General features: G+C 70.7%; 16 protein-coding genes. 11 read left to right on the top strand and 5 right to left on the bottom strand.

Annotated elements, in window-relative coordinates; translation table 11 throughout:
- Window positions 1-54 precede the first annotated feature (54 nt).
- The 3 genes from ACGFQ9_RS37350 to ACGFQ9_RS37340 all read left to right on the top strand — a co-directional run bounded on the left by ACGFQ9_RS37350 (window position 55) and on the right by ACGFQ9_RS37340 (window position 5,947).
- The gene (locus tag ACGFQ9_RS37350; protein ID WP_393580276.1) at window positions 55-3,387 is read left to right on the top strand and encodes a BTAD domain-containing putative transcriptional regulator; all 3,333 of its coding nucleotides are present in this window, start codon (window positions 55-57) and stop codon (window positions 3,385-3,387) included.
- 914 nt (window positions 3,388-4,301) lie between these two features.
- Entirely contained in the window at window positions 4,302-5,606 is a 1,305-nt protein-coding gene (locus ACGFQ9_RS37345; RefSeq protein WP_393580275.1) for a DUF4241 domain-containing protein, read from the top strand.
- A 197-nt stretch (window positions 5,607-5,803) separates the two neighbouring features.
- Window positions 5,804-5,947 carry a hypothetical protein gene (locus ACGFQ9_RS37340; protein WP_393580274.1) on the top strand — a complete coding sequence of 48 codons (144 nt, stop codon included), beginning with the start codon at window positions 5,804-5,806 and terminating at the stop codon, window positions 5,945-5,947.
- A gap of 426 nt (window positions 5,948-6,373) precedes the next feature.
- Here ACGFQ9_RS37340 and ACGFQ9_RS37335 read toward each other — a convergent pair whose 3' ends face one another.
- Window positions 6,374-6,703 (bottom strand): hypothetical protein, encoded by a 330-nt coding sequence (locus tag ACGFQ9_RS37335; RefSeq protein ID WP_393580272.1) that lies wholly within the window; start codon window positions 6,701-6,703, stop codon window positions 6,374-6,376.
- Window positions 6,704-7,790: 1,087 nt separating this feature from the next.
- Here ACGFQ9_RS37335 and ACGFQ9_RS37330 point away from each other — a divergent pair.
- Window positions 7,791-8,729 (top strand): hypothetical protein, encoded by a 939-nt coding sequence (locus ACGFQ9_RS37330; RefSeq protein ID WP_393580271.1) that lies wholly within the window; start codon window positions 7,791-7,793, stop codon window positions 8,727-8,729.
- Between the two features lie 150 nt (window positions 8,730-8,879).
- On the opposite strand, the gene ACGFQ9_RS37325 is transcribed toward ACGFQ9_RS37330, so the two are convergent.
- Window positions 8,880-9,191, bottom strand: a complete 312-nt coding sequence (locus ACGFQ9_RS37325) for a hypothetical protein (protein ID WP_393580269.1) — start codon at window positions 9,189-9,191, stop codon at window positions 8,880-8,882.
- Between the two features lie 350 nt (window positions 9,192-9,541).
- Between ACGFQ9_RS37325 and ACGFQ9_RS37320 the strand changes: the two genes are divergently transcribed.
- Window positions 9,542-10,135, top strand: coding sequence for a hypothetical protein (locus tag ACGFQ9_RS37320; protein ID WP_393580268.1), 594 nt, complete (start codon window positions 9,542-9,544; stop codon window positions 10,133-10,135).
- On the opposite strand, the gene ACGFQ9_RS37315 is transcribed toward ACGFQ9_RS37320, so the two are convergent.
- A complete protein-coding gene (locus ACGFQ9_RS37315) occupies window positions 10,132-10,893 on the bottom strand; it encodes an SMI1/KNR4 family protein (protein ID WP_393580266.1) in 762 nt (253 codons plus the stop codon). The two genes, ACGFQ9_RS37320 and ACGFQ9_RS37315, sit on opposite strands and share 4 nt — an antisense overlap.
- A gap of 105 nt (window positions 10,894-10,998) precedes the next feature.
- On the opposite strand from ACGFQ9_RS37315, the gene ACGFQ9_RS37310 reads away from it, so the two are divergent.
- The 5 genes from ACGFQ9_RS37310 to ACGFQ9_RS37290 all read left to right on the top strand — a co-directional run bounded on the left by ACGFQ9_RS37310 (window position 10,999) and on the right by ACGFQ9_RS37290 (window position 14,554).
- Complete coding sequence (locus ACGFQ9_RS37310; RefSeq protein WP_393580265.1) at window positions 10,999-11,835, top strand: S1 RNA-binding domain-containing protein; 837 nt, start codon at window positions 10,999-11,001, stop codon at window positions 11,833-11,835.
- Window positions 11,836-12,077: 242 nt separating this feature from the next.
- Window positions 12,078-12,545: a GIY-YIG nuclease family protein gene (locus ACGFQ9_RS37305; protein WP_393580264.1), complete on the top strand. Its 468-nt coding sequence runs from the start codon at window positions 12,078-12,080 to the stop codon at window positions 12,543-12,545.
- A 408-nt stretch (window positions 12,546-12,953) separates the two neighbouring features.
- Window positions 12,954-13,334 carry a hypothetical protein gene (locus ACGFQ9_RS37300; protein ID WP_393580262.1) on the top strand — a complete coding sequence of 127 codons (381 nt, stop codon included), beginning with the start codon at window positions 12,954-12,956 and terminating at the stop codon, window positions 13,332-13,334.
- A 66-nt stretch (window positions 13,335-13,400) separates the two neighbouring features.
- Window positions 13,401-13,835, top strand: coding sequence for a hypothetical protein (locus ACGFQ9_RS37295; protein WP_393580260.1), 435 nt, complete (start codon window positions 13,401-13,403; stop codon window positions 13,833-13,835).
- Window positions 13,836-14,083: 248 nt separating this feature from the next.
- Window positions 14,084-14,554, top strand: coding sequence for a hypothetical protein (locus ACGFQ9_RS37290; protein WP_393580259.1), 471 nt, complete (start codon window positions 14,084-14,086; stop codon window positions 14,552-14,554).
- Window positions 14,555-15,472: 918 nt separating this feature from the next.
- On the opposite strand, the gene ACGFQ9_RS37285 is transcribed toward ACGFQ9_RS37290, so the two are convergent.
- Window positions 15,473-16,240, bottom strand: a complete 768-nt coding sequence (locus tag ACGFQ9_RS37285; protein WP_393580257.1) for a helicase associated domain-containing protein — start codon at window positions 16,238-16,240, stop codon at window positions 15,473-15,475.
- A gap of 221 nt (window positions 16,241-16,461) precedes the next feature.
- Window positions 16,462-17,304: a hypothetical protein gene (locus tag ACGFQ9_RS37280; protein ID WP_393580255.1), complete on the bottom strand. Its 843-nt coding sequence runs from the start codon at window positions 17,302-17,304 to the stop codon at window positions 16,462-16,464.
- A gap of 599 nt (window positions 17,305-17,903) precedes the next feature.
- Here ACGFQ9_RS37280 and ACGFQ9_RS37275 point away from each other — a divergent pair.
- Window positions 17,904-18,074 (top strand): hypothetical protein, encoded by a 171-nt coding sequence (locus tag ACGFQ9_RS37275; protein WP_393580253.1) that lies wholly within the window; start codon window positions 17,904-17,906, stop codon window positions 18,072-18,074.
- Window positions 18,075-18,408 lie beyond the last annotated feature (334 nt).

Genomic DNA, 18,408 nt, shown 5'->3' with positions numbered 1-18,408 from the left:
CATCCGCTCACGGTCACCTCTCGGGCGGTCACCGTCTGCGTTACCGTGACGCCCATGCGATTCGGGGTGCTGGGGCCACTGGCCGTGTGGCGCGAGGACGGCCGCCTGCTCACCGTGCCCGGATTCAAGACCCGCGCCCTGCTCGCCGCCCTGCTCTCGCGCGGCGGACGGCCCGTCTCCGCCGACCGGCTCGTCGACGAGCTGTGGGGCGGGGCCGGCCTTCCGGGGAATCCCGCAGCCGCCCTCCAGACCAAGGTCTGGCAGCTGCGGAAGGTGTTCGAGGACGCCGAGGCCGGCGGCCGAGACCTGCTCACGCTCCGCGACGACGGCTATGTGCTGCACACCGGGCCCGGTGGAGTGGACATGGAGCACTTCGGGGAGCTGACCGCCCGTGCCCGCGCCGCCGAGGACCCCCGTACCCGGGCGGACCTGCTGGCCGAGGCCCTGGGACTGTGGCGGGGCAGCGCGTTCTCCGGCTTCGAGGACGCCGGGTTCGCCCGCCCCGTCGCCGCCCGCCTGGAGGAGGCCCGTCTCGCCGCCGTCGAAGCGCACGCCGAGGCCCGGCTCGCCCTGGGCGAGCACCTCGCCGTGGCGGGGGAGCTGCGCGAGCAGGCCGCGGCGCACCCGATGCGCGAGAGCCTGCGCGCCCTGCAGATGCGGGCGCTGTACGCCGCGGGCCGGACCGGCGAGGCCCTGGCCGACTACCAGGAGCTGCGTACCCTCATGGCCGAGGAGCTCGGCCTGGACCCGAGCCTCGAACTCGCAGCCCTGCACGCGGGGATGCTGCGCCAGGACCCCGCCCTCGGTCCGGCCCCCGCCGCCGCACCGCCCGCCGCCGCACGGGCCGCTGCCGCACCCTCCCCCGTGGTCGCGGAGCCCGCCGGAGAGCCGGCCGCGGAGCCGGCCCCCTCGCGCCGCCCGCCGACGAACCTGCCCGCCCCGCTCACCGCGCTGGTCGGCCGTCGGCGGGAACTGGCCGAGGTAAAAGCCCTGTTCGGCAGCGTGCGGCACCTGACCCTCACCGGTTCCGGCGGGGTCGGCAAAACCCGCCTCGCGCTCGAGGCGGCGGCCCAGCTCGCCGACGGGTTCCCCGACGGGGCGTGGCTCGTCGAGCTCGCCTCGCTGGGCCGCACCGGGGACGTCGATCCGGTGGCGGAGGCCGTACTGACCACGCTCGGCATCCGAGAGGAGGCGGGACCGTCCGCCCCCGGCGCCGCCGGCCCCCCCTCGCCCGCCCGGAGCCTGGCCGCGGCGCTCACCGACAAGCGGCTGCTGCTGCTCCTCGACAACTGCGAACACGTGGTCGACGCCGTGGCCGAACTGACCACCCTGCTCCTCAAGCGCGCCCCCGGCCTGCACGTACTGGCCACCAGCCAGGAGCCGTTCGGCATCCCCGGCGAGGTCGTCCGGCCCGTACCGCCGCTGGACGTCCCCGATGACGAGGCGCGGCCCGACGCCGTGGCCCGGTCCAGCGCGGTGGAGCTGTTCGTCGCCCGGGCCGCCGCCGCGGCGCCCGGTTTCACCCTGCACGCGGAAAACGTCCGCGACGTGTCGGTGATCTGCCGGCGGCTCGACGGGATCCCGCTGGCCCTGGAACTGGCCGCCACCCGGGTCCGTGCCCTGGGCGTACGTGGCCTGATCAGCCGCCTCGACGACCGCTTCCGGCTGCTGGCCGCCGGCTACCGGGGCGCCCCGCCCCGCCAGCAGACCCTGCGCGCCATGATCGACTGGAGCTGGGACCTGCTGACCGGCAGCGAGCGTGCCGTTCTGCGCCGCCTCGCCGTCCACGCCGAGGGCTGCACCCTCCAGGCCGCCGAGACCGTCTGCGCGGGCGGCGGGGTGCGTCCCGCGGAGGTGGTGGACCTGCTCGCCCGGCTGGTGGACCGCTCGCTGGTGGTCACCGCCGACAGCAGCGACGAACCCCGTTACCGGCTGCTGGAGTCGGTGGCCGACTACGGCCTGGCCCGCCTCGACGAGGCCGGCGAGACCGCCGAGGTCCGCAGGCGCCACCGGGCCCACTACACCGACCTCGCCGAACGCCTCGCCCCGGGACTGAACGGACCCGGCCAGCAGACCGTGCTGCGGCAGCTGGACGCGGAGTCCGCCAACTTCCGGCGGGCGCTGGACGACGCGGTCCGCGTCGGCGGCGCAGCCGACGCCCTCCGCCTGGCCGACGCGCTGGCCTGGTACTGGTTCCTGCGCGGCCGGCTCCGGGAGGCGGGCCGCTCGCTGGACACCGCGATCGCGGCGGCGGACGGCTCCGGCCCGGACGAGGCGCTCCTCCCGCTACGGGCCCGGGCCCGGGCGTGGCGCGCCGGTTTCGCGGTGTTCGCCGGCGACGACGCCGACCGGGCCGAGTACGGGCCGGTGGCCCTGGAGGTCTCGCGGGACGTCGAGGACGGCCGCCGACGGGCACGGGCGCAGTGGTTCCTCGGCTTCGCGCTGTTCGGGGTCGGCGACCAGGCCGCCAGCGAGGAACTCATCGACCGGGCGCTGGAGGGCTTCGCCGAGCACGGCGACGCCTGGGGGACCGCCGCAGCCCTGAGCGTACGGGCCAACCAGGCCCACGTCCGCGGTGACCTCGCCCGGCTCGCCGAGGACGGGCGGCGCAGCGCCGCGCTCTTCACCGAACTCGCCGACTCCTGGGGCCAGCTGCAGACGGTGGAGCCGCTCGCCTCGCTGGCCGAGATGGCCGGCGACTACGCGCGGGCGGCGGAGTTGCACCGGGAGGGCCTGCGGATGGCGGAGGACCTCGGACTGTGGCCCGAGGCCGCCGACCGACTCACCAGCCTGGGCAGCACCGCCATGCTCACCGGGGACCACGCCACGGCGCGGGAGTTCCACCGGCGTGCCATGCGCCTGGCCGCCGAGCACAGCTTCAAACCGGGCGAGATCCACGCCGAGGTCGGCCTCGGCCTCGGCGCCCGCCGCGAGGGGCGGCTCGACGTGGCCGAGGCCCACATGCGCCATGTGCTGCAGTGGCAGTCGATGATGGCCTTCGAACCCGGCCGCGCCCTCGTCCTGGCCGAACTCGGCTTCGTCGCCGAGCTGCGCGGCGACGCCGGGGAAGCCCTGCGGCTGCACCTGGACGGCTGGACCTCCGCCCGCAACACCGGCGACGCCAGGGCCATGGCGCTGGCCCTGGAGGGCCTCGCGGGCGCCCACGCGCTGGCCGGGCGGCACGAGTACGCGGCGCTGCTGCTGGGCGCGGCCCACGCCGCCAGGCAGTCCGTCGGCATGCCGCTGCCGCCTGCCGAACGCGGCGACGTCGACCGGATCACCGCCGCCGTACGCCGTCACCTCGCCGCTGCCGCCTTCGACGCCGCCCACCGCCGAGGCGCGGCACTGGACCCCGCCGCGGCCCTGTCCGCCGCCCCCGCCCGCTGACCCCGTCCCCCGGCTGCGTCCGCCCGCCGGTTGCCTCCGGGGCGCCCGGTGCCGCCCCAGCCCGCCCGGCCCCGCTCCTGCCCCGGACGGCCCGGGCCGTCTGGCCTGCCGGGGCCTGTCCGGCCCGGGCGCAGACTGCTCAGTGACCGGCCGATGAGAGTCCGCCTCTAGCCTCGCTGAGGCTCCGGGACATCCCCCGAGCGGGTACGCCGCCCCGAAGTGCCGCCCCCGCACCCGGAGCCACCCGGCACTCGGGCGGCGTACGGCGCACCCGGCCGCCTGCGCCGCCACTTCGTCGGCGGCTTTGGCTCGCTGATCCTGGGACACAACCCTCACCCGGCCGGGGCCGCACCTGGCCAGGCCGCGTCGGCGGAGCCGGCTGTCCCCGGGTACCGGCAACGGGCCGCGCCCCGCCTGGCACAGCTGGACCATGTCCGCGGCCCCCGCGGCCGGCCCCCAAGCGAGCCGCGCCGGGCGGTGGGGCGCAGGGCGGCCGGTTGTTCGGCCGCGCCTTCACGGGCAGGGCTGTCACCCCTCGGGGTGGCGGCCCTTTTGCGTGGCTGGGGTCTGGGGGTGGCTGCCGGGGTGCCGGCGGGTGGCTCTGGACACGAGAACGGGAGTCCTTTGTCGACGGCTTCGGAAGTCACCGCGTCACTCTGTCGCTTGATCAATGTCGATGAGTTCGGGATTCACTGAGCGCTTGCATCTGAGCAGTCCATGACAGAGCGGCGCCGGCGGCTCAACGGATCACGCTGGCAAGTCACTCGCTGAGCGGGTCATGGACCGGATCACCGGCACGACCGTCTCGGTGCCGGAGCTGGCCCGCCGCCCGCCCAGTAGGGCCGTTGTCACGGGCAGCGGTTACCTTGCAGCTCAGCACACAGCCAAGGCGGGTTGCAGGAAGAGGAGCGGCAATGGTCGTCGAGGTGGGGTACGCGCAGGCGTGGGACCTGGAGGCTTGTGCGCCCTGGCGTCCAATGTCCGCCGAGGAGGCCCGGGAGCGGGATGCCGCCGGGCTTCCGTACGTGGTGGTGTACCGAGAGCCGGGTCGGAAGGCCCCGCTGGAAGTCCGGCTGGTCTCCTGGCGGGACCACTACGTCGGGCTGTGGGTCTACGACGCCCAGGGCCGCCGCACCTACGATCTGGACATGCGGCTGCTGGACGACCCGTCGCGGCTGCTGCGCCGGTACTCCGTCGGCTGGTACTACACAGGCCCGGAGATGGCGGAGTTCGACAAGGCGTGCCCACGCATCACCGTGGACCTCTTCCCGGACGGGAGGGGCCGACGGACGGAGGAGCGGCAGGGGCAGGGCGGGGGCTCCTACGCCACCTCGCCCGGACTCCGGGATGACGAGCGCTGGATGGACCGCCCCGCCTTCGGGGAGTGGCCGCTGCTCTCGGCTCAGGAACATGGGCTCATCGAGCCGCCGGCCTTTGAGGCGGCTGAGGTGGCCGAGGCAGCCAAGCCAGGTGACGGAGGCACCCCCGCTACCTGCTGGCGTCCGCCGCGCCCCGCGCAGCCCGGGCCGATCAACGAGTTGTTCCGGCCCGGGGTGCGCGTGACCGACGGGTACCACCCCGAGACGACCGTCGTGGAGCCGCGCCGGGTCGGCACCCTGCGCGTACCCAGCGGGCTGCTGGCCGTCTCCGGCCCGGACATCGGCCACGGCGACGGGCCGCGCATCACGGTCGCCGTCCCGGCCGGGGAGTACGTACTCGACGAGGCGCGGGTCCGCTTCAGCTACCACTGCGAGTGGCGGGACGCCGAGGTCACGACCACGGAACCCACGGCCGTCCGCCTGCTCGTCAGCGAGACCCCCGCCGAGACCTGGGAGATGGCCCTCGGTCCGGACGACGATCCCCGGCTGTTCATCGAGGAGCAGATAGCTGGCTTCGACACCGACGGCGCCACCGGCTGCTTCGCCGACGCCGGGGCCTGGGAGCCACTCATCGCGCTCTTCGAGCGGGGGCTCATCCAGGGGGAGCCGGACCTGGACGGGTACGAGGACATCGACGACGGTTCCATGTTCATGCAGCGCACCTGGGACGAGGCTTCCGGAGGCGAGCTCATGTCCTTCGCAACGACCGGGGACGGTACTTACCCGGTGTGGGTCGGCCGTTCCGAGGCCGGTGAGGTAGTCGGCGTCGTGGTGCTGGTGGAGGGGATGCCCGAAGTGCTCCCGGAGCGGAACGGAACCCCCACCGATGCGGCTGTGTAGGCAGGGTCCTGCCTGCGGGCCAGTCGCCAGTCGACATGTCGTCGCTGCCCGCCGAGCGGCGTCGCGCAGATCGGGCGCCGGCTGACCGCACACAAGCTCAGGCGGACCACGCGGTCGCATGCGTGTGCCCCGAGACCACGCGGGCGCCGGCCGGCTGGAGGCTATGTGTGGAGGGGGCGCTGATAGCGGAGGGATACGTGGCCGGCGGCAACGGATCCGCCGACGTCGCCGATGAGTGCGCAGACCTCGCCTGGACCAACGTCAAAGCCCACTACCGGCTGACCGTCACCGAAGGCGAGAAGACCAAGCTCAGCGAGATGCTGGGCACGTGCCCTTCATGATCACAACCTTCGGCGCTCTCACCGCACACCAGTCTCCGGGCGGCGCCCGCGCCCGCTGACGATGTCTGGGTGCCCTCCGGCGCCTGCAGGGATCAGGCGCCGGCCGGGGCAACCGTGTGCGCCGAGGCCCCGTACGGCACCTGTCGGCTCGCCCGCAATCCCCATGCCCTCGGGCAGCGGATCCGCAGCCATGGCCCGGAGCGGGCGCGTGACCTGGCCGGGCCTCTTGCGGGGAGCTCGCCATCGTGGGCGAGGATCGGTTGTTCCACGCTGTGGGAAAGCGGTGCAAGCTGCGGGGATGCCTACCCGGCCGGACTTCTGTGGTGCTGTTCCAGCCGCCTGACCCCTGCCTCATCGACGGGGCCGGGCGGCTGATGTTGCTGTGTATGGGCATCGTGTGGCTGGTGGTTCTGAGAATGCGGCGAATTACTTGTTCCAGACCGTTATATCCAGGGTGACCTTGTCTGCGTCCGGGTCCACCGCTGTGATCGTGACACGGGCGTATCGGTCCTGATCGGTCTTGACGCAGTACGTCGTGCCCACCGAGATGTCCTTCTTGTATCGAGTACCCGTGTAACCGGTCACTTGGCATGATGCGCGGTTCGGGGCGGAGTCCACCACGACACTGTCGGCGTAGAGCCTTCCGATGAAGGCTTTGGACGTGACGTCCTTGCCTCTGCCACCCACGCTGTACCGCCAGTCCGGGGACTCGACCTCGCTCGCGTCCAGGTCGATGCCGTAGTTGTCGGCGAGCACGACACCCTTGCCCGATCGGAAGACGGTGTCCTCGCCTCCGGCCGTGGGGTCGGGTGACGGGCTGTCCGACGTGGGTGCGGGTGGTGACGAAGGGTTCGGTCCGGGTTGTTGGAGGGCCGTGGATGCCGTGGCCGGAGGGGAGGAGGGCGTGGCCTGTCGATCGGAGGACCCACGCTCAATGAGAGCGGCCGCAATCGCCGCTGTCGCCGTGATGAGCGCGGCAGCCAGTGCGGCGATCCACACCCCGTGGTCCCGCAGCCTCTGACCGATACTTCGGGATGGGCCGCCGTTGCCGCCGGCCGTGCTTCCTGGGGCCTGGTTTGTGCCGCCTGATGTCTGCGCCATGGTGCCTCCCCCGATGCTGAGAACGCAGGGCGGGATACCTACCCCGTAGGCAGCGTCAGGAACGTCGCCGAGCAGGTCGGCGAGCGCTGCGAGTGCCCCGCCGGCCGCTGGGTGCGATGTGCCGGTTGTTCAAGGATGTGTGTCTGGGTGGCCGTGCAACGATCCGGGTCCACATCGGTCACGGCCGTGGCACCCGTTCGGACCTCTTTTAGGACCGGGGCGACCATGTGTGGGACAACCGCTCCGACGCCGTGGTTCCCTCGGTCCGGCCGCCGCCCTGGAGCCGCCCAGGGTGGTGGTGAGTGCGGACGCCCGCGCGATGTGGGGGCGGCTGACCGAAGGCCTGACTGTTCCGAACGGCCTGGACCTGTCTGACCGGCCTGCGGCCCTTGGGCGGCTCGGTGTCGGGGCGGCGGGTGTCGGCGTACGCCTGAATGTGCTCGGCCAGGTACGGGTGAACGTGCCTGGACTTTGGCACGTGGTCCGGGCAGCGCCGGGAGTGCCGATGGGCGAGGTTGGGCGCATTTGGTTGCGTCCAAGGGAAGGTTCGGGTGAGGTTTCGTCGCCAGTTGCGAACCCGATGGGCTTTCGTGGTGGCTGCCTGTCCTGGTGGTGGCGGGCGAGCCGCAGCGTGATGGCCGGGTTGGGAGTTGACCCTGACAGTGTGTGAGGGGGTTGGCTGGTCCCACCTGCCCGGCGATCCGCCGGCGGAGATCACCTCTGTCTCTTCGAAGGGCTCTTTGTGCTCGGCTACATCGGCTCCGGCCCGTACTGCTACACGAACTCGCTGGCCATGATGCAGGGTGGGGAGTCTCCCTCCACCGCAGTCATCGAAACGTTGACCGGCTCACCGTTCGGCGCCCAGCTCATCGCTGGTTCCCTGCCCTTGTTCGACCCCTACGGCTGGGACCCCGAGACCGGCCTCGACGCGGCAATCGCACTGCTGGGCTGGACCTGTGAGCGCAGCGACGGCGGGACGCCGGCCGAGGCACTGGACCGGCTGCGGACCGCCTGCTCGCGCGGGCCGGTCCTGGTCGGGCCGGTGGACATGGGCCTGCTGCTGTACCAGCCCGGCACACCGAACGCCGACGGCGGTGACCACTACGTCGTGGTACTCGCTGCCGACCAGGACACCATCGAACTCCACGACCCCCACGGCCACCCCTACGCGACGCTGCCCACACAGGCTTTCCTCTCCGCATGGGAGGCGAAGGCGATCAGTTATATCGATGCCCCGTTCGTTCTGCGGGCCGGCTTCGTGCGCCATCATCGGGTCACTCCCGCTGACGCGCTGCGACAGTCGCTTCCACAAGCTGAGCGGTGGCTGGCCGGCCGTGACGACCTGTTCATGCCTCCCGGCTCACTGGGCGGAGCCGCCGCCGTCGAGGCGCTCGCCGACATCGTCGCCCGGGGCACACCCCCCGGCATTCGCACGTTGCTCACCGCGTTCGGTGTCCGCGTGGGAGCACGACGTCTGAACGACGCGGCAACGTGCCTGGAAGAGCTGGGACTGTCGCATGCGGCCTCCATCGCGCAGCGCCAGGCCCGGATCCTGGGCGGCCTGCAGTATCCGCTGATGCGCGGCGACGACCAGACTGCAGCAGAGCAACTGCGGCACCTCGCCGCCCTCTATGCCCAACTGCACAAGGCGGTGGCTGCGGCACTGGACAGCGTCATCTGAACGAAATGAGGAGCACGTCCCATGGCTGCGCTCAGGGACCTCATCTGTCCCCCACGCCGGTCGGCCGGGCGAGTCCGAGCTGAGCACGTTGAGCTGTACTTGGCTGAGACTTCAACGAGTACGCCGACAGCTGGTGACATTCGTGCAGGACTACGTCGGTTCTGGGCGGGAAGCGGTTCTCCTGGTCAATACCCGGGCCTGGCCGCTGCTCGAGGCCCGCATGGCGGACATCGCCCCCGGCCAGGCCGCGCCCGCGGAGCCTGCCGTGCCCGCGCACCGGCAGCAGGCCGCTCCCGCCCGGCGCCCGGGCAGGGCGGTGGCGCGCAGGGGCAGGTATTCGTCGATGGCGCGTACGGCGTCGTGGTGGATGGGCTGGAGGCGGGTGGCGTCACTGGCGGCGTTCTTCTGGGGGACGTCCCAGGTGGTGCGGTGCTGTTCGTGGTGGCGGCCGGTCAGGCGCATGGCGGTGATCTGGCCGGGGCGCAGGATGTCGTCCTCGTGGTGGCGGCCCCACAGGTAGTGGTTGAGGCAGAGGTAGACCAGAGCGCGGGCGCGCTGGGGGCGTTCAGGCCACCGAGCACTACCGGCCCGCCGTCCTCCTCCCCGTTTCCTGGTGCGCCGCGCACGGGGATGCGGGTCGGTCCGGAGTCCCCCGCAGGGGTGATTTTTGCCCTCGCGTACGCGTGGGCGGCTGTGCGGTGCGCCCCCAACTCGCCCAAGAATCAGGGCTATTGACATCAAACGGGATATTTCGGCATGTTTCCGGCGCGGTCCGGTGGTCGGGCTGTCGATGTGTGATCGGAGTGTGTTTCATGGCGCGTTCGGTGCGGGAGCGGTACGACGAGAGCCAGGCCGTGGGCCGGCTCCGGGTTCCGCTGGCGGCCTGGCGGTGGGCGACGGGTTCCGGCCTGGTCCCGGCCGCCGACGCGGGGCCGGGGTTGTGGTCGCGGGCGGTGGTGGAGGCCGCCGACCCCGAGGCCGTGCGTGCGGCGCTGCGGGGCCCGATCGGCGCCGGCGCGGCGGCGGACCGGCTGACGCAGGCCCTGGGGGAGCCGCTCCCGAGGTGCCGGCCGCGGGTGACCGCCTTGGCGGTCGGGCACCTGGCCCGAGCCGGCCTCCTGGTCCGCCTCGGCGGAGACGCCGAGTTCCCCGACGTCCACCCGGACCAGGTGGCCACCCTCGCCCGCCGGAGGGACCTCCCCGCCCTCCTCGACCGGCACGTCCCCCTGGGCCCGGACCAGGCCGCCCGCCGCCTCGGTGTCCGAAGGACCGACTGGGAGCAGGTGGTCAGGCTCGGTCTCGTCTCCCCGGCCGGCGCGGTCAGCGGCGCACCGACGCCCCGAACCCTCCGGCCGCCAGCTTCCGGCTCCTGCAGATCTACCGGGCCGAGTCCGCGTAAGAGCTAAAAGGGCAGCTCGTCGACCACGGTTGGCTCCGTTCCCTGCCACTGGGCCCATCGGCCCGGAACAGAGGAGCAGGCCGCGCTGAGATGAGCCAGGCTTCGCCCCCGAACGTGCAGCCAGCTGAAGGCCGTCAGTCCGTCCTGCCGCAGAAGAAGCCCGGGAGCGGAGTACCAGCGGACCGGCGACTCGTCGTCCCCCGTCCACATGGGGTAATCCGGGAGAGCGACCTGCTCGAAGAGCCGCGGAAGCACATCCGCAACATCGGTCGGCAGCTCACATGCGTTGTAGAGCCGCCCCTCGCTGAACAGCGCCTCCGACAAGACCAGTTCCACACACGCCAGCGAGACCCTGTCCATGAAGGGCCGCCAACCGTCCCTCGACTGCACGACGACTGGCGGGTCGGACTTGCCCAGGTCGCACAGACGCACCCCCCAGAAAGCGCACCCTTGGTTCTCGCTGCGGAAGCACAGCACACCCCCGAGGTCCTCGTGCACGAAGAGCTCTGGGGGAGGCAGCATCGGATCCTGGTGCTCGAACAACTCCGGACGGCGGCCGAAGAGCAGGTATGCCTCACGCAGAGCGGCAGGGAGCGGCAGACCCAGCCGGCCTTCCACCTGCTTGAGCTCTTCCTCACCGACGCCGTCACCATCGGTCAACGGCGCATACCACCCAGCCGCGAAGGCCCGGATGAAGTCCCAAGCCTCCGACCGGTCCGATATGCCGTCGCGCATGGCCACCGCTGCATCGAAGTCGTCCACCATGCGGTGGACCGTACCCGTTCAGCAGATCGGCCGGGAAGCGATCTTGCAGGCGGGGGCTGCCCCCACTGGTCAGAGATGCTCGTCAATGGCCATAGGGTCACGAGCGTGACCGAATCCCAGTCGAGCGAGGCACTGAAGAACTTTCTGAACAACCTGCGGGCCGGCGAAGTCCGCGCCGGCCGCGTCATCAGCGTCGAGGACCGGGCTGCGCTCGTCGAACTGGACGGGTTCCCTGGTCCGGGGAAAGCACTGGGACGTATCCCTCGCAGCGATCTGACCCGCAAGGCCATCGGGCATCCGTCCGAAGCCGTGAGCATCGGGCAGCAGCTCACCTTCGAAGTGATAGCCGTCGACTGGCAGCAGCAGTGCGTCTGGGCGTCCGCTGCCGCATGTGAGGACCAGGCTCTGCGAGCCTTCCTCCTTGGCCTTCGGCGCGGTGCAACACACGAGGGTCAGGTGCAGAGCGTCCACAACTTCGGTGTGTTCGTGAACCTCGACGGCGAACCGGCCAATCAGTGCACCGGGTTCATCAGAGGCCCAGAACTGAGCTGGCAGCGAATCGACCATCCCGCAGACGCCGTCACGGCTGGCCAGCGGGTTGTCGGCGAGATCATCGACGTAGACACCCGGCGTGGACAGGTCCAGCTGTCGCTGAAAGCCCTCCAAGAGGACCCGCTCGTACCGTTCGCGGACCAGGCAGGCATGGTCACGACCGGGCAGGTAACCAAGCTGATTCCGTTCGGAGCCTTCGTCCGCATCGCCGACGGCGTCGAGGGACTCGTGCACGTCACCGAGTTCCGTGACGAGCCCGTCGAGGACCCCAGCCAGATCGTGAGCGAAGGCGACGAGATCACCGTACGGATCGTCGAGGTCGACCTCGTGCGCCGCCGCCTCACCTTGTCCGCCAGAGATCTGCTGCAGAACGGGAAACGATCTTCCTGAAGACGGGAAGCGATCTTCAGGTGCCCTGCATCGCGCCAGGTCGGAGGTACTCGTGAACACCCCGTCTGTGCCACGGTTGCGGGGGGATCACCTCCCCCACCTTTGGATCAATCCTGGCCGGGCAGAGCGGCTGCCGACGCTGCGCCGACCTGCGGGCCGCTGCCAGGCGCCGGGAGGACCCCGAGCGCGCCGCCTCGATGCGCGAGGCTGGTCTTGAGCCCCTGGAACCGTACCCGGGCGCCATGGCGCCCCGGCGATGCCGCTGCGCCACCTGCCACCGCACCTCCACACCCACCCTGGCCAAGATCCGCTCCGGCCGGGGGTGCAAGTACTGCGTCCGTCACGGCTTCGACCGTGCCGCACCCGCCCGCGTCTACGTCGTCACCCATGCCGCACACCAGGCAGTCAAGATCGGCGTGGCGGGCGCTGGCCAACGCAACGACCGCATCGCCCAGCACGGCCGCTACGGATGGACACTGTTCTACGAACACCACGTGCCTACGGGCGACGACGCCCTCGCCGTGGAACAGGCGATTCTGCGCCGCCTGCGCGCCGCAGGCCACGGCGCCTTCCTGACAGCCGCAGAGCTACCCAACGGATGGAGCGAGACGTTCGATGCCAGGCGTGTGAGCGCAGCCAGTCTGCGCGACCAGATCCGCAAGGAGAGCCAAGACGATCCCGAATCGCACGAACCGTTGACGCTGTTCTGAGAGCGGCGACCGCCACGGCGCTCACGTGCCGGGTGCCTACGAGGCGCCCACTGTCCAGGTCTGCGAGCGGGCGCCCGGCGCTGCCGGTTGGAGGTCCACACGCGGGTCCGGTCTCGTGGGCGTCGGCTGTGCATGGGCGTGGCCCCGGACCGGGCGGGTCCGGGGCCACATGGGCCCCTGGTGCCGCTCCGGAAGCCGGGCCGCTCCCGCTGCTGCTCCTGATCCGGCCACGTGCCGGGGGCGGCGAGTGCGGATGCCGCCGACTGAAGGGTTGGCCGTCCCGAACGACTTGGACCTGTCCGGCTGGCCCCCGGGTGTCGGCCGCCGCGGCGCGCTCACCCCCGGGCGATCTGATCCGCGTCCCGGACGGACACACCGGCCGGGAAGGCCTCATACGATGCATGCGCGATGCATGCGACACCGTCCGACGGAAGGAACCGCATGCTCGGCTGGGACATATCGATCCGCGTCGCGACACCCGAACAGGTCTCCGATCCCGAGGCCGGGAACGACGGCGACCCGACGCGGATCCTGGCCTCATGGACGACGACGAGCACGCTCGAGTGGCTCAGCACGCTGCAACGGGACGGCAGGGCACGGGAGATCCTCTCGTCCGGCTATCCGCTGCGCTACGCCGCCAGGGCGGGCGATGTCCTGCCACTCCTGGCGGACGAACCCCTCCTGGGCATGGGCAGGTGGCCCTTCACGCGCAGGACCGTACACACCGACCGGATCGCTGCCTGTCCGGCCGGCCAACTGCTGATCATCGACGCGTGGGACCAGTCCTGACGAGGGCGCCCGCAGAACCACGCATCCACCGGGACGGAAGCGGTGCTTGACCACAAGTAGGAGGAATTGCGCAGGTACGCAGTACCGCTACTTCACCAGTGCCGGCGGGACACCACCGAAGCGGTCATCGGCGCCGTCACCGGCACCCTGGCCCGCCCCGGTCTCCTCGTCCTCGGCCGCCGCGACACCGGCGGCCGGCTGCGCGCGGTCGGCCGGACGGTACCGCTGCGCCCGGAGGTGTCCCGGCAGGTCGGGGAGCACCTTGCCGCGGCCGGCCCGGGGCACCCCTTCGAGGGCGTGCGGTTCACGGCGGCATGGGGGAGTCGTGACGCCCTGGACGTGGTGCTCGTACGCCCGGACCTGGTGGCGGAAGTCAGCGCCGATCGTGCCGTTGACCGGTGTGTTTTCCGGCACCCGCTCCGCTTCCAGCGGATCCGCCTGGACGTGACCGCCGCCGACGTGCCGCCCTTCGGCCAGGGGCCGGCCGCGGCGGCCGGCTGACCGCCGAAGACGCTGCCGGCGGCGCGCTGGCGTGCGGGTTGTCCGGGGGTCGGCACCCATGGGTGCCGACCCCCGGTTCATGTCCCCCGCAGGGGTGAATCCCGCCCCTCGCGTATGCGAGCGCGGCTTGTGCGGTGTGCTCCCAACTCGCCCCGAAAGCAGGGCTATTGACAACAAACAGGATCTTTCGGCATGTTTCCGGCGCGGCCCGACAGCCAGGCTGCCGATGTGCGATCGGAGTGCGATTCATGGCGCGTTTGGTGCTGGAGCAGTACGACGAGAACCAGGCCGCGGGCCGCCTGCGGGTGCCCCTTGCGGCCTGGCGGTGGGCCTCCGGTTCGGGCCTGGTCCCGCCGGCGGACGCCGGGCGGGGGTTGTGGTCGCGGGCGGTGGTGGAGGCCGCCGACCCCGAGGCCGTGCGCGCGGCGCTGCGGGGCCCGATCGGTGCCGGGGTGGCGGCGGACCGGCTGACGCAGGCCCTGGGGGAGCCGCTCCCGATCCTCCGGCCGAAGGTGACCGCTTCGGCTGTCGGCCACCTCGTCCGTGCCGGGCTGCTGGTCTACCTCGGCGGGGACACGCGGTTCCCCGACGTCCACCCGGACCAGGTGGCCGCCCTCGCCCGCCGCCGGGACCTGCCCGCCCTCCTCGACCGGCTCGTCCCCCCGGCCCAGACCAGGCCGCGCGCCGGCTCGGGGTCCGCCGAACGGACTTCGACTTGATCACCGGCCGGCTCGGGTGGCTGTCCCCGGTCTCCTGCGTGACCGTCGACTACAAGCACCACGGCGGGGTGACCCGGGTCCCCCTGTACGACGCCCAGGAGGTAGCGCTTTGGAGGTGGTCCGTCCGCATGTGGACTGGCGGGCGGTGCGCACCGCCCGCCCGGGGAGCCGTTCCCCGCTCGCCGCCCTCGACCCGGCCGTTGCGGGGCAGGACCGGGTGCTGCTGGCGGGGGTGGCGCGGATCGCCGGGGTGGGCCGGGCTGCGGTGGCGAACTGGCGCCGTCGGCACCCCGACTTCCCCGTCCCGGTGGCCGGCACGGACGTCCACCCGCAGTTCGACTGCGGCGCGGTGGTCGCCTGGCTCCTGGCCCGCGACAAGATCGGCGTACCTGTGGGGCCGACGATCGCTTCGCTGGTGCTGGCCGGGCCCGGAGGCGCCACCCGCCGGTTCCGCCTCGATGACCCGTGGGGTGGCGTGAGGCGGAGAACTCCCACTCACGCAGCCGTTGCGTGGCTCTGTTGGCGGGAGAACGGGCGGCATGTGTCCTCTGAAACGGCAAGCTCACAGAGGGGTGCAGATCACTGTCGCGACAAGGTTGCCTGGATCGAGGCCGGTGTTCTTGGCTTGAACGGCCCAACCCCTGCCGCCTGGGCTGAGGGAGTTGTCGTGAACGAAGTAGTTGTCGCCGTCGAAATTCCAGCCTCCTCCCGTCGGTACCCATCCCGCCGGACAGTTCGCTACGGCCATGCTGTACGTACCTCGTGGTACGGGCACAGGGTCGCTTCTGAACTCGCGGTGGGGAGCAAGTTGGGCTGCCTTTCTCGCCTCCGGCTGTCCGGCGGTGTCCTGGGCGACTGCGATGGTCCCACCTGTGGCGAGTACTGCGGCGGTTACCAGGGCGGGGATCGGAAGGCGTCTCATCTCGACCTCTCATGTTGCGTGAGCGCGCTGAGACCTTTGTATGCCCTGTGCCCGCAGCGATTCCCTCTGCTGCGCGTTCGACGCAAGAAGAATCGATGCTCCTCTGCGAATGGAGTACCCCCGTTCCTGTCGGACGTGCGGTGCCGATGTGTCTGTCGGTCAGTGGTCCTGGCCGACGACCCCTCGTCGGCCAGGATCGGGCAGGCGGTCACGAGCCGGCCCACTTCACCCCGAGCCCCGCGAGGGCTTCGAGCCGTCGTGGCGGCTGTGCGGGCTGGTACGGCCCGCGCGGGCTTCACCCCGAGCTCGGCCAGCCGGCGCTGCTGCTCCTGGTTGAGGCGGCGGAAGTCGCGGCGTTGGGTGGCCAGCCACCGGCCGACGTCCTCACCGTGCCGGGTCACCCCAGGGATGATGGCGGCGAGGCGGGTGCCGTCGTTCAGGAGTTGGGCGAGGTAGGTGTAGTGGCGTTGCCAGTCGACCGTCCACCCGAGCGCGCTCGGGTTCCAGTTCTCATCGATTGCGGCGAGGGCGGCGGCCCGCTCCTCGGCGCGTACGGGGTCTTTGCCGAGTCCGCCGGGCCGGCGGACGTTGGTCAGCCACTGTCCCACCGCCCGGTCGAGGGCGGTTGCGTGCCGTGGTGCGGCGAGCGTGCCGTGCTGCTGGTGGTAGGCGCGTGCGGCGGCGAGGTTCTCGGCGAAGGCTGCGTCGGCGGTGTCCCAGACGATGCCGAGCTCTTCCAGTTCGGCGGCGCTGTCGCTGGTCAATGAAACTGAGCAGTCGTCATGCTTCTGATCTGGGGTTGTGCAGGTTGGTTGGTACCGCACGCATGTACGTGCGGATCCGCTCTCACTCACGCATATGCGGGTGCGTTCGTTTCATGTCTCTATCCGGGTTGCAGATCGAATCAAACAGTCGTGGCTCGACAAGCGCTCTCTGACAGGGCCGGGCCGTGCGGGCCCATGGGGCTTCACGCACGCACACCTTGTTAGCTGGTGGCGGCGATCTGGAATACAGGGCCGCTGATTCTGGTCCAGGAGGTCCCCTTGCCGTCGTACCGGTACACCCCGCTGCCGTCCGGGGCCATGCTGTACACCGTGTCGTCGGTGATGGCCAAGAACGCACTTCTGGGTCCGCCAATGAGTCTCCAGACCCCGGGGGTACCGGTGTAGGCGTATGCATCCCAGTTCCCCTCAGGCGGAGCCGTGGCTACCAGCCCCCAGCCCCCGGCATCAATATCGCTAGCGGGGCCGCCGATTTGGGTCCAGGAGTCTCCGAAGCCGTCGTACTGGTACACCGCGCTTTTATCGTTGGGTATTTTGTATACTGCGTCCGGGCCGATTGCGAACGTGAAGCAATCGCCGGAGATCCGATCCCAGTCCCCAGGGTTACCGGTGTAGCGGTGGGCGTCCCAGGGCTGAGGATCCTGGGCTATCAGTCCCCAGCCTCCGCCCCAGGCTTGCCTAGAGGTGCCGCGTACCCAACTCCAAGAGGGTTGGGAGTCATCGAAGCCGTCGAACTGATATATGTTGCCCCCGCCGACGGTTGCTATCAGTTTGTACACCGTGTCGTCGGTGACCACGTGCTGACCACGAGGGCCGGCATCGGAGCCATCGGTCGGAGTCATGAGCCACCATTCGCCGGTTTCACCGGAGTAGCTGTATTCATCGGGGCCGTAGGCCGTGGCTATCAGTCCCCAGCCCCCGCCTGTGATCTGGATGTGGCTCTGGCTACCGGGCCCGCCGATGTTGGTCCAGGAGCTTCCGAATCCGTCGTACCGGAACACTTTCGTTCTGTCCGGGGCTACCGCGCAGATAGTCGTAGTGCTCATGTCATTCCTCGTTCTCGGAGGCGCGATCCCACTATTCGGGTTCGGTGTGCCGTACCTGCACCGAGCGAGATGCCGGCAGTGAGTCCGGCGAGCGCAGCGGTTGCGCCCAGCGATCGGACGAGGATGGCACGACAGGGTCGAGATTTCGGGTTGTCTTGAGGGATCAAGAACAGCATGAACGCGTTTGAATAAGATCGCAAAACGCTACCCCCGGTCGAACGGGGGGCGGATCGGCTCTGCTGACATCCCGACCTGCGGCATACCGAAGACTCCAACGAGCAGGCAAAACGGGAACAGGACTGCGGCTGGAGGCAGCCGAGCCTTCGCACACAGCGAGAAGACCGCCGACATCGCTGCGCGCCGGCGTCCGGGCCCGTGCCGAGCCGGCGCCGACCGGGGGAGCGGGGCGCGGCCGCGGGCCCCTCGGTGGCCGCGTGCGGCTCTTCGGCTGGTTCGGCGGCGAGGCGGGCCCCGCGGCCAGCGGCTGGCTGTGCTGGGGGAGTTGTAGGGCGTGGGCCGGTGCCCAGGGTGCGACGGTCGGTCATCCGCCCAGTTTCCCGGTCTCGCAGGTGACATCAGACCATCACCAGGGAGAACACGTGACGGACAACGAAAAGGCAGCCGTGATTATGGGCGCGCTTGAGGACTACTTCAATGAGGTCGAGGTGTACGACCTAGACTCGGATGATGGCATGGGTGATTGTCCGCGCGTTGAATCATGCGGACAATTCAAACCGGTCGTGAATTTGCCGGATATCGGAATTCAGTAGTCCTCCGATAGCGGTCGTGGAATTCTTGCAACAGACCAGAGCTGATTATCCGTCAGCTCTGGTGGAGGGTGGTAGTTTTCTCGGGATTCAACACAGTGCATCATGTGTTGACAACGGTCCTCCGCTCCTTGCATCCTGACTGTGTGTTATCAACTGCACAGCGGAGAGGGTCCCTCGAACCCCCGCGACTCTCCCTCGCAGCCGGCCGCCCGCGAAGCGGGCCCAGAGCCGGGGAGCGAAGCGGATCGGCCCAACAGGCCGTGAAACGGCCTGAGTTGAGCCGCGAAGCGGCTCAATCTCTGGGGTCTGGAGCGAAGCGGAGGACCCCGAGGCT

This window comes from Streptomyces sp. NPDC048603 (assembly GCF_043199475.1).
Classification (GTDB): Bacteria; Actinomycetota; Actinomycetes; order Streptomycetales; family Streptomycetaceae; genus Streptomyces.
The sequence above is the reverse complement of the archived record's forward strand: the minus strand, read 5'-3'. Positions and strand labels throughout refer to the sequence as shown.